This is a genomic window from Pseudomonas sp. Colony2 (assembly GCF_019382755.1).
GTDB lineage: Bacteria > Pseudomonadota > Gammaproteobacteria > Pseudomonadales > Pseudomonadaceae > Aquipseudomonas.
In genome coordinates, this window is the sequence record NZ_CP080030.1 from 674675 (window position 1) to 684914 (window position 10240).

At 62.6% G+C, this 10240-nt stretch carries 11 protein-coding genes; all 11 read right to left on the bottom strand.

The features are described from left to right. On the bottom strand, positions 1-1698 hold a 1698-nt coding region (gene ureC, locus JV201_RS02785; RefSeq protein ID WP_008439067.1), incomplete at its 3' end, for an urease subunit alpha. Between the two features lie 128 nt (positions 1699-1826). Then, the gene (locus tag JV201_RS02790) at positions 1827-2135 is read right to left on the bottom strand and encodes an urease subunit beta (protein ID WP_003217389.1); all 309 of its coding nucleotides are present in this window, start codon (positions 2133-2135) and stop codon (positions 1827-1829) included. Then, positions 2132-2662, bottom strand: a complete 531-nt coding sequence (locus JV201_RS02795) for an N-acetyltransferase (RefSeq protein WP_134325657.1) — start codon at positions 2660-2662, stop codon at positions 2132-2134. The genes JV201_RS02790 and JV201_RS02795 overlap by 4 nt, the downstream gene beginning before the upstream one ends. 5 nt (positions 2663-2667) lie before the next feature. Beyond that, positions 2668-3189: a GNAT family N-acetyltransferase gene (locus JV201_RS02800; RefSeq protein ID WP_003217385.1), complete on the bottom strand. Its 522-nt coding sequence runs from the start codon at positions 3187-3189 to the stop codon at positions 2668-2670. 9 nt (positions 3190-3198) lie between these two features. Then, on the bottom strand, positions 3199-3501 hold the full coding sequence (ureA, locus tag JV201_RS02805) for an urease subunit gamma (protein ID WP_003217383.1): 303 nt from the start codon (positions 3499-3501) through the stop codon (positions 3199-3201). Between the two features lie 148 nt (positions 3502-3649). Next, positions 3650-4489 (bottom strand): urease accessory protein UreD, encoded by an 840-nt coding sequence (locus JV201_RS02810; protein WP_177036418.1) that lies wholly within the window; start codon positions 4487-4489, stop codon positions 3650-3652. A 30-nt stretch (positions 4490-4519) separates the two neighbouring features. After that, the gene (urtE, locus tag JV201_RS02815; RefSeq protein WP_003217380.1) at positions 4520-5218 is read right to left on the bottom strand and encodes an urea ABC transporter ATP-binding subunit UrtE; all 699 of its coding nucleotides are present in this window, start codon (positions 5216-5218) and stop codon (positions 4520-4522) included. A gap of 127 nt (positions 5219-5345) precedes the next feature. Beyond that, positions 5346-6206, bottom strand: a complete 861-nt coding sequence (gene urtD / locus JV201_RS02820) for an urea ABC transporter ATP-binding protein UrtD (RefSeq protein WP_003217378.1) — start codon at positions 6204-6206, stop codon at positions 5346-5348. After that, positions 6203-7282 carry an urea ABC transporter permease subunit UrtC gene (urtC, locus tag JV201_RS02825; RefSeq protein ID WP_008439056.1) on the bottom strand — a complete coding sequence of 360 codons (1080 nt, stop codon included), beginning with the start codon at positions 7280-7282 and terminating at the stop codon, positions 6203-6205. Before urtC ends, urtD begins: the two co-directional genes overlap by 4 nt. Beyond that, a complete protein-coding gene (gene urtB, locus JV201_RS02830) occupies positions 7282-8784 on the bottom strand; it encodes an urea ABC transporter permease subunit UrtB (protein WP_003217374.1) in 1503 nt (500 codons plus the stop codon). Before urtB ends, urtC begins: the two co-directional genes overlap by 1 nt. A 134-nt stretch (positions 8785-8918) precedes the next feature. Further along, positions 8919-10184 (bottom strand): urea ABC transporter substrate-binding protein, encoded by a 1266-nt coding sequence (gene urtA / locus JV201_RS02835; protein WP_003217372.1) that lies wholly within the window; start codon positions 10182-10184, stop codon positions 8919-8921. Positions 10185-10240: the final 56 nt, after the last annotated feature.

A 10240-nucleotide genomic window follows, 5' to 3' on the forward strand; every position in this document is an offset into this window, starting at 1 on the left:
GAACAAGAAGTACCGCTGCGCCATCGGCAACACATCCGCAGGCTCACACCACAGCAATACTCCATCGGCCTTGACCTGGTAGGTCTGCGGGTCAACCTCGATATCCGGCAGGTAATCGTTGTGGATCAAGTCGGTTTTCTGCACCGCGCGGCAACCCTTGACCACGGCGATCTGCTTCTTCAACCCCAACTGCTCCGGCAGGCCTGCCGCCAACGCCGCCTGGCTGATAAAGGTCAGGCTGGTGGCGTGCAGCGAGCTGCCGAAGCTGGCGAACATCGGGCGGTAGTGCACCGGTTGCGGCGTCGGGATCGAGGCGTTGGCGTCGCCCATCAGGCTTGAGGCAATCGCGCCGCCCTTGAGGATCAGGGTTGGCTTGATCCCGAAAAACGCCGGGCGCCACAGCACCAGGTCGGCCCACTTGCCCACTTCAATCGAGCCCACTTCGTGGCTGATGCCGTGGGTAATCGCCGGGTTGATGGTGTACTTGGCGATGTAGCGTTTGGCGCGGAAGTTGTCATTGCCTTCGCCGTCGCCAGGCAATCGCCCGCGCTGTTTTTTCATCTTGTCGGCGGTCTGCCAGGTACGTGTGATCACCTCGCCAACCCGCCCCATGGCCTGGCTGTCGGAGCTGATCATCGAGAACGCGCCGAGGTCATGAAGGATGTCTTCGGCGGCAATCGTCTCGCGACGGATGCGGCTTTCGGCAAAGGCCACGTCTTCGGCAATGCTCGGGTCCAGGTGATGGCACACCATCAACATGTCCAGGTGTTCGTCGATGGTGTTGCGGGTGAACGGCCGGGTTGGGTTGGTGGAGCTGGGCAGCACGTTGGGGAAGCCACAGGCCTTGATGATGTCTGGCGCGTGACCGCCACCGGCACCTTCGGTGTGGTAGGTGTGGATGGTGCGGCCCTTGAAGGCGGCGAGGGTGGTTTCGACAAAGCCGGATTCGTTGAGGGTGTCGCTGTGGATCGCCACCTGCACGTCGTACTCGTCGGCGACGCTCAGGCAGTTGTCGATACTCGCCGGCGTGGTGCCCCAGTCCTCGTGCAGCTTCAAGCCAATGGCACCGGCCTTCACTTGTTCGATCAACGGCTCCGGCAGGCTGGCGTTGCCCTTGCCGGTGAAGCCGATGTTCATCGGGAACGAGTCGGAGGCCTGGAGCATGCGCGCCAGGTGCCATGGGCCGGAGGTGCAGGTGGTGGCGTTGGTGCCGGTGGCCGGCCCGGTGCCGCCGCCGATCATGGTGGTGACGCCGCTGGTCAGTGCTTCTTCGATTTGCTGCGGGCAAATGAAGTGGATGTGGGTATCGATGCCGCCGGCGGTGAGGATCATGCCCTCACCGGCGATCACTTCGGTGCTGGCGCCGACACAGATGGTCACGCCGGGCTGGATGTCCGGGTTGCCGGCCTTGCCGATGGCAAAGATGCGGCCGTTCTTCAGGCCGACGTCGGCCTTGACGATGCCCCAGTGGTCGATGATCAGCGCGTTGGTGATCAGGGTGTCGACCACCTCATGGGCGAGCAATTGGCTCTGGCCCTGGCCATCGCGGATCACCTTGCCGCCGCCGAACTTCACTTCTTCGCCGTAGACGGTGAAGTCCTGTTCGACTTCGACGAACAGCTCGGTGTCGGCCAGGCGGACCTTGTCACCAACGGTGGGGCCGTACATGTCGGCGTAGGCTTGTCTGGAAATCTTCATGTGTTTAGTTCCTGATCGTTCCCACGCTCTGCGTGGGAATGTCGCCCTGGACGCTCTGCGTCCGCTCTTGAAGGTCGTGACGCGGAGCGTCACAGGATGCATGCCCACGCAGAGCGTGGGAACGATCATTAATCCAGGTCGCCCATGATGCGCCCGGCAAACCCGAACACCCGGCGTTTGCCACTCAGCTCAACCAGTTCCACTTCACGACTCTGCCCCGGCTCAAAGCGCACGGCGGTGCCGGCCGGGATGTTCAGGCGCATGCCACGGCTGGCAGCACGGTCGAACGTCAGTGCGTCGTTGGTCTCGAAAAAGTGATAGTGGGAACCAACCTGGATCGGCCGGTCGCCGCTGTTGGCCACGCTCAGGGTGGCGGTGCGCCGGCCCACGTTGAGTTCGATGTCGCCAGGCTGGATCTGAAATTCGCCAGGAATCATGCAGGTTGCCCCAGGGTCTTGAAGTAGATGGCGGTCGGGGTGTAGCGCCCGTCCGGGCTTTGGCAGTAGTTGGGCAATTCGCCGATCTTGGTATAACGCAGCGACTGGTAGAAGGCTTCGGCGCCGGAGCCGGCTTCGGTGTCCAGGTACAGCAGCCCGCGTTTGTACTGGCGGGCGCTCAGTTCCAGAGCGCTCATCAGTTGCTGGCCAAGGCCACGGCGCCGGGCCTCGCTGTGCACCAGCAGCTTCTGCACTTCGGCGCGGTTCAGGCCGTTGGCTTTCATGCACAGCGCCAATTGCACGCTGGCGATGACGTGTTCATCACGCACCACCACCCACAGCAGCAGGCTGCCATCGTTAAGACTGGCCTGCACGCCGTTGAGATAAGTGCCGGCCTGGGCTTCATCGAAGTCGGCCATGAAGCCCACCGATGCGCCGTGCTTCACGGCGTCCAGCAACAGCTCAATCAAACCCGGGCGGTAATGGGCAAAACTTTCGGCATTGACTCGACGCAGTTGGGCGTTCATCGGTGTCACTCCTTGGGCGGCACAGCGCCTGGGTTGAGCGTCAGTTGCATGAAGGTCAGGTCCAGCCAGCGTCCGAACTTGGTGCCGACCTGGGGCATCTGCCCGGTGGTGATGAAACCCAGGCGCTCATGCAGGCGGATCGAGGCCTGGTTGCCGCTTTCGATGGCGGCGACCATCACGTGTTTGTCGCAGGTTTTCGCCCGCTCGATCAGCACCTGCATCAGCTGGGGGCCGAGGCCCTTGCCGCGCTGGTCGTTGCGCACGTACACCGAGTGTTCGACGGTATGGCGAAAACCCTCAAAAGGCCGCCAGTCGCCAAACGAGGCATAGCCGATGACCTGCTCGTCTTCGACGGCCACCAGGACCGGGTAAAACTGTGACTGACGAGCGCTGAACCAGGCCTGGCGGTTGCCCAGGTCTACCGGTTGTTCGTTCCAGATCGCCGTGGTGTTGAGCACCGCGTCGTTGTAGATATCGCGAATCCCTGGTAAATCGGCGTGCACCGCATCACGAATCAAAAAGGACATGGTCGGGCCTCAGGCGATGGGTTGGTGGACGGTGACCAGCTTGGTGCCGTCGGGGAAGGTGGCTTCCACCTGGATGTCCGGGATCATTTCCGGGATGCCTTCCATCACCTGTTCGCGGGTGAGCAGGGTGGTGCCGAAGTGCATCAGCTCGGCCACGGTGCGGCCATCGCGGGCGCCTTCCATCAACGCGGCGGAGATGTAGGCGATGGTTTCCGGGTAGTTGAGCTTCACACCGCGCGCCAACCGTCGCTCGGCTACCAGGCCGGCGGTGAAGATCAGCAGTTTGTCTTTTTCCCGTGGGGTCAGGTCCATCGTTCAAGGTCCACTATGAAATACATTCGTAAAAACACCGGAGATCCAATGTGGGAGCGGGCTTGCTCGCGAATGCGGTGTGTCAGTGAATGCATCTTTGCCTGACCCACTGCATTCGCGAGCAAGCCCGCTCCCACATTTTTAATCTTCATGTGCTCCAGATTCTCGGTGATACAGCCTCGCGGCCCAGCACGGCCGGGCGCAGCAGGCGCCACAGTGCGATCAGCCAGGCTCGCGCCAGCAGCGCTTCACTGGCCAGGCAGCGGGCCACCAGCAGGCCGGGCAATTGGGTCAGGTCGCCGCGTACCGGGTGGGGCAGGGAGCGACATTGTTCGAGCAGTTCAGGGTCGATTTCGCCGGTCACCAGCAAGGTCGCAAACACCGGTTGCCCGTCCAGCCCGATGGGTGAGTCGAGCAAACCGTCGGCGCCCACAATGCGCTGGCGCTCATGCCAAATCAACTGGCCGTCGCGGCGGATATCCAGGTGCGACTGGAAGTGCCCGAGGTCGAAACGCTCGCCGCTGGCGGGGCGCCCGAGGGCGACCACGTCCCAGTAAAACAGCCGGGCATCGCCTTGCAGGTCGATGCGTGTGGTGAGTTCGGCCTGGGCGGCGCTGAACACGATGGTCTCCTGCGGCAGCCATTCCAGCGTCGCGCCCGCCTCAATCGTCAGCTCCAGTTTCTGATACGCCGGCCCGCCGGCGCGGTACCACTTGGCCGCGCCGGGGCTGGTCAGTTGCGCCCAGGCACCTTCGGCGACATGGGCGCTGATATCGAGACGATCACCGCCGGCAATCCCGCCCGGCGGGTGCACGATGATGTGCTGGCACACCTCGGGGCCTTCGGCGTACAGATGCTTTTGCACCCGCAGTGGGCCGAGGTGGCGGCGCATCACTGGGCGCGTGGTGTCGCCGAAACGCGCGTAGCCGAGTTCCAGCTCGGCGTGCCAGCTTGGGGTGAACAGCGCGGTGGGGGCAGGTAGGGTCATGGTCAGTGCTTATCGTTAGGACGCTACAGATTAGATCGTAACGAGCCCGCGCACACCCTCGCTTTCCATATTTTCTCCACGCCCCTGCTGGACGATTTCGCCCCGGGACATCACCAGGTACTGGTCGGCCAGTTCCGCGGCAAAATCATAGAACTGCTCCACCAGCAGAATCGCCATGTCGCCGCGTGCCGCGAGCTTCTTGATCACCGCGCCGATCTCCTTGATCACCGACGGCTGGATGCCTTCGGTGGGTTCATCGAGGATCAGCAGGCGCGGGCGGCTGGCCAGGGCCCGACCGATAGCCAGCTGCTGTTGCTGGCCGCCGGACAAGTCACCACCCCGGCGTTGCTTCATTTGCAGCAGCACCGGGAACAGCTCGTAGATGAAGGCGGGCACTTCCTTGGCTTCGGAGCCGGGGAAGCGTGACAGGCCCATCAGCAGGTTTTCTTCCACTGTCAGGCGGCCAAAAATCTCCCGGCCCTGGGGCACGTAAGCGATACCGGCGTGCACCCGCTGGTGCGGCTTGAAGCCGGTAATGGCGCGGCCTTCCCAGTTCACCGCACCTTCCTTGGCCGGCAGCAAACCCATCAGGCACTTGAGCAGGGTGGTCTTACCCACGCCGTTGCGGCCCAGCAGGCAGGTGACTTCGCCGACTTTTACCTCAAAGGAAAGCCCGCGCAGGATGTGGCTACCGCCGTAGTACTGGTGCAGCTTGTCGACTTGCAGCATGTTCAGTTCCCCTTAATGATCGTTCCCACGCTCTGCGTGGGAATGCCGCAATGGACGCTCCGCGTCCGCCGTGTGACGCAGAGCGTCACCGGATGCATTCCCACGCGGAGCGTGGGAACGATCAGGTTCAGCGGCCGAGGTAAACCTCGATCACCCGCTCATTTTCCTGCACCTGTTCCAGCGACCCTTCGGCCAGCACGCTGCCCTGGTGCAACACCGTCACGTGGTCGGCAATCGAGCCGACAAAGCCCATGTCGTGTTCCACCACCATCAGCGAATGCTTGCCCGCCAGGCGCTTGAACAGCTCGGCGGTGAACTCGGTTTCGGCATCGGTCATGCCCGCCACCGGTTCATCCAGCAGCAACAGTTGCGGGTCCTGCATCAGCAACATGCCGATTTCCAGGAACTGTTTCTGGCCGTGGGACAGCAAGCCGGCCGGGCGATTGACTGAAGCGGTGAGTCGGATGGTGTCGAGCACTTCGCTGATGCGGTCTTTCTGCTCACCACTCAAGCGCGCCCGCAGGCTGGCCCACACCGATTTGTCGGTCTTCTGCGCCAGCTCCAGGTTTTCAAACACGCTGAGGGCTTCGAATACCGTGGGCTTCTGGAACTTGCGACCGATGCCGGCCTGGGCGATCTGCACTTCGCTCATGCTCGTCAGGTCGAGGGTTTCGCCGAACCAGGCCTTGCCGTGGCTGGGCCGGGTCTTGCCGGTGATCACGTCCATCAGCGTGGTCTTGCCCGCGCCGTTGGGGCCGATGATGCAGCGCAATTCGCCGACGCCGATGTACAGGTTCAAGTCGTTCAACGCCTTGAAGCCGTCGAAGCTGACGCTGATGTCTTCCAGGGTCAGGATCGTGCCGTGGCGGGTGTTCAGGCCTTTGCCGGCAGCCTGGCCGAGGCCAATGGCATCGCGGGCGCTGCCTTGGTCTTTATTGGGTTCAAGGATAGGTTCGAGCATAAATTCGGCCGTCGCTGTGATCCTCATTGGTCGCCCCTCTTCTTCAGCAGGCCAATCACACCCTTGGGCAAATACAGGGTGACGATGATGAACAGCGCACCGAGGAAGAACAGCCAATACTCAGGAAACGCCACGGTGAACCAGCTCTTCATGCCGTTGACCACACCGGCGCCCAGCAGCGGGCCGATCAAGGTTCCACGCCCGCCGAGGGCCACCCACACAGCGGCCTCGATGGAGTTGGTCGGCGACATTTCGCTGGGGTTGATGATGCCCACTTGCGGCACATACAACGCGCCCGCCAAACCACACAGCACCGCGCTCAACACCCACACGAACAGCTTGAAGCCACGCGGGTCGTAGCCGCAGAACATCAGGCGATTTTCCGCATCCCGCAGCGCTGTCAGCACCCGGCCGAACTTGCTCTGGGCCAGGCGCCAGCCGATGAACAGGCTCGCCACCAACAACACCACGGTGGCCACAAACAGCGCCGCTCGCGTACCCGGCTCGGTGATGCCAAACCCGAGGATGCTGCGGAAATTGGTAAAGCCGTTATTGCCGCCAAACCCGGTCTCGTTGCGGAAGAACAACAGCATCCCGGCGAAGGTCAGGGCCTGGGTCATGATCGAGAAGTACACGCCCTTGATCCGTGAGCGGAAGGCGAAGAACCCGAACACCAGTGCCAGCAATCCCGGCGCCAACACCACCAGGCACATTGCCCAGAGGAAGTGGCTGGTGCCGGTCCAGTACCACGGCAACTCGGTCCACGACAAAAAGGTCATGAACGCCGGCAGCTCATCGCCGGACGCCTGGCGCATCAGGTACATGCCCATGGCATAACCGCCCAGCGCAAAGAACAGGCCGTGGCCGAGGGACAACATCCCGGCATAACCCCACACCAGATCCAGCGCCAGGGCGACGATGGCATAGCACAGAATCTTGCCCACCAACGTCAGGGTATAGGCGGAAACGTGCAGCGGATTTTCCGGTGACAACAGCGAGAACAACGGCAGCGCCAGCAGCAGGATCAGCACCACTGCACCGACCGCGACGGTCACCTTGGGGCCGGCCTTTTGCGCGGCCGTAAGCATCAATGGCTGGTTCATCAGTCGATCACCCGTCCTTTCAGTGCGAAGAGTCCTTGCGGGCGTTTCTGGATGAACAGAATGATCAGCGCGAGGATCAGGATCTTGCCGAGTACGGCACCGATCTGCGGCTCAAGAATCTTGTTGGCTATCCCCAGGCCGAAGGCGGCCATGACGCTGCCGGCCAACTGACCGACGCCGCCGAGCACCACCACCAGGAACGAGTCGATGATGTAGCTCTGGCCGAGGTCCGGGCCGACGTTGCCGATCTGGCTCAGGGCCACGCCACCGAGGCCCGCTATGCCGGAGCCGAGACCAAAGGCGAGCATGTCCACGCGTCCGGTGGGCACGCCGCAGCAGGCGGCCATGTTGCGGTTCTGGGTGACGGCCCGCACGTTGAGGCCCAGGCGCGTCTTGTTCAGCAGCAGCCAAGTCAGCACCACCACGAACAGCGCGAAGGCGATGATCACGATGCGGTTGTACGGCAGCACCAGGTTGGGCAGCACCTGGATTCCCCCGGACAGCCACTCGGGGTTGGCCACTTCAACGTTCTGCGCACCGAACACCAGGCGCACCAGTTGGATCAGCATCAGGCTGATGCCCCAGGTGGCGAGCAGGGTTTCCAGCGGGCGGCCGTAGAGGTGACGAATCACTGTGCGCTCCAGGGCCATGCCGATGGCGGCGGTGACAAAAAACGCCACCGGCAGCGCGATCAGCGGGTAGAACTCGATGGCCTGGGGCACGTAGCGCTGCATCAGCAACTGCACCACATAGGTGGAGTAGGCGCCGAGCATCAGCATCTCGCCGTGGGCCATGTTGATCACCCCGAGCAGGCCGAAGGTGATCGCCAGGCCGAGCGCCGCCAGCAGCAGGATCGAGCCCAGGGACATGCCGCTGAAGGCCTGGCCGAGAATCTCGCCCACCATCAGTTTGCGTTTGACCTGGGCCAGGCTGGTCTCGGCGGCGGTGTGCACCGTGGCGTCGGCTTCGACGCCGGGAGCGAGCAGGGCTTCCAGGCGAGTGCGGGCCAGCGGGTCGCCGGTGCCGCCGAGCAAGCGCACGGCGGCCAGGCGCACGGCCGGGTCGGGGTCTACCAGTTGCAGGTTGGCCAGGGCGAGACTGAGGGCTGTGTGTACGTCATCATTGGTTTCGCCGGCGAGTTGCTGGTCGAGGAATTTCAGCTGCGCAGGTTGTGCACTTTTTTGCAGAGTCTGGGCGGCGGCAAGGCGCACCTTGGGGTCGGCAGCGAGCAATTCCTGGCTGGCTTGCACGTTGTCGATCAGGCCGCGCAGGCGGTTGTTCAGGCGTACGGTCTTGGTTTCCCCGTTGACGCTGATCTGGCCTTGTTGCAGGGCGTCCACCAGCTCGATGCGCGCCGGGTCGGGCTGGGCGGCCCAGTCCTGGAGCAGCTTGGCTTGTTGCATCGGGTTGGCGTTGATGAAGTCTTCGGCGTCGCTGGCGTGTGCGGCGAGGGGCAGCAACAGCAGGGCGGCGAGGATGAAGCGGTATAGGGCAGTGGGCATACAAAATGTCCTGATCATGCACGGACAATGTGGGAGCGGGCTTGCTCGCGAAAGCGCTGGCTCAGTTTCGGATGCGTCGACTGACACACCGCTTTCGCGAGCAAGCCCGCTCCCACATTTAGACCGAGTCGGTCTTAGTTGCTCTTGACGGCGTAATCCGGCTTCTTGTCATTGCCAGGGATATACGGGCTCCACGGCTGGGCACGAATCGGCTCCTGGGTCTGCCACACCACCGAGAACTGCCCGTCAGACTGGATCTCACCGATCATCACCGGCTTGTGCAGGTGGTGGTTGGTCTTGTCCATGGTCAGGGTGAAACCGGACGGCGCGGCAAAGGTCTGCCCGGCCATGGCTTCACGCACTTTGTCGACGTCGGTGGACTTGGCTTTCTCCACCGCCTGCGCCCACATGTGGATGCCCACGTAGGTGGCTTCCATCGGGTCGTTGGTCACGGCTTTATCCGCGCCCGGCAGGTTGTGGGCCTTGGCGTAGGCTTTCCAGTCAGCGACGAATTTCTTGTTCACCGGGTTCTCCACCGACTGGAAGTAGTTCCAGGCGGCGAGGTTGCCCACCAGCGGCTTGGTGTCGATGCCGCGCAGCTCTTCTTCACCCACGGAGAAGGCGACGACCGGTACGTCGGTAGCCTTCAGGCCCTGGTTGGCCAGCTCTTTGTAGAACGGCACGTTGGAGTCGCCGTTCACGGTGGAGATCACTGCGGTCTTGCCACCGGCCGAGAATTTTTTGATGTTGGCCACGATGGTCTGGTAATCGCTGTGGCCGAACGGGGTGTAGACCTCTTCGATGTCTTTATCCGCTACGCCTTTGGAGTGCAGGAACGAACGCAGAATCTTGTTGGTGGTGCGCGGGTACACGTAGTCGGTGCCCAGCAGGAAGAAGCGCTTGGCGCCGCCGCCTTCTTCGCTCATCAGGTATTCCACCGCCGGGATCGCCTGCTGGTTCGGCGCCGCACCGGTATAGAACACGTTCGGCGACATCTCTTCGCCTTCGTATTGCACCGGGTAGAACAGTAGGCCATTGAGTTCTTCGAACACCGGCAATACCGATTTGCGCGACACCGAGGTCCAGCAACCGAATACCACGGCGACCTTGTCCTGGGTCAGCAACTGGCGGCCTTTTTCAGCGAACAGCGGCCAGTTGGAAGCCGGGTCCACCACTACCGGTTCAAGCATCTTGCCGTTCACGCCGCCCTTGGCGTTGATCTCGTCGATGGTCATCAGCGCCATGTCTTTGAGCGAGGTCTCGGAGATCGCCATGGTCCCGGACAGAGAGTGCAGGATGCCGACCTTGATGGTCTCGGCGGCCTGCACCGTCCAGGTCATGCCCATCGCGGCGATGGATGCCGACAGTGTGAAAGCCTTGATCAAGCTGCGACGCTTCATTGTGCAATCTCCATGACTCAATGATGTGATGAGGGAGTGATTGCAAAGGCTGTGCC

Excerpts from the sequence above, each read along its gene's own strand:
- urtE (WP_003217380.1), bottom strand. The coding sequence starts at position 5,218 with ATGCTGCAAGTCGACAAGCTGCACCAGTACTACGGCGGTAGCCACATC.
- ureA (WP_003217383.1), bottom strand. The coding sequence starts at position 3,501 with ATGGACCTGACCCCACGGGAAAAAGACAAACTGCTGATCTTCACCGCC.
- urtC (WP_008439056.1), bottom strand. The coding sequence starts at position 7,282 with ATGAACCAGCCATTGATGCTTACGGCCGCGCAAAAGGCCGGCCCCAAG.
- urtD (WP_003217378.1), bottom strand. The coding sequence starts at position 6,206 with ATGAGGATCACAGCGACGGCCGAATTTATGCTCGAACCTATCCTTGAA.
- JV201_RS02790 (WP_003217389.1), bottom strand. The coding sequence starts at position 2,135 with ATGATTCCTGGCGAATTTCAGATCCAGCCTGGCGACATCGAACTCAAC.
- JV201_RS02795 (WP_134325657.1), bottom strand. The coding sequence starts at position 2,662 with ATGAACGCCCAACTGCGTCGAGTCAATGCCGAAAGTTTTGCCCATTAC.
- urtB (WP_003217374.1), bottom strand. The coding sequence starts at position 8,784 with ATGCCCACTGCCCTATACCGCTTCATCCTCGCCGCCCTGCTGTTGCTG.
- urtA (WP_003217372.1), bottom strand. The coding sequence starts at position 10,184 with ATGAAGCGTCGCAGCTTGATCAAGGCTTTCACACTGTCGGCATCCATC.
- JV201_RS02800 (WP_003217385.1), bottom strand. The coding sequence starts at position 3,189 with ATGTCCTTTTTGATTCGTGATGCGGTGCACGCCGATTTACCAGGGATT.
- JV201_RS02810 (WP_177036418.1), bottom strand. The coding sequence starts at position 4,489 with ATGACCCTACCTGCCCCCACCGCGCTGTTCACCCCAAGCTGGCACGCC.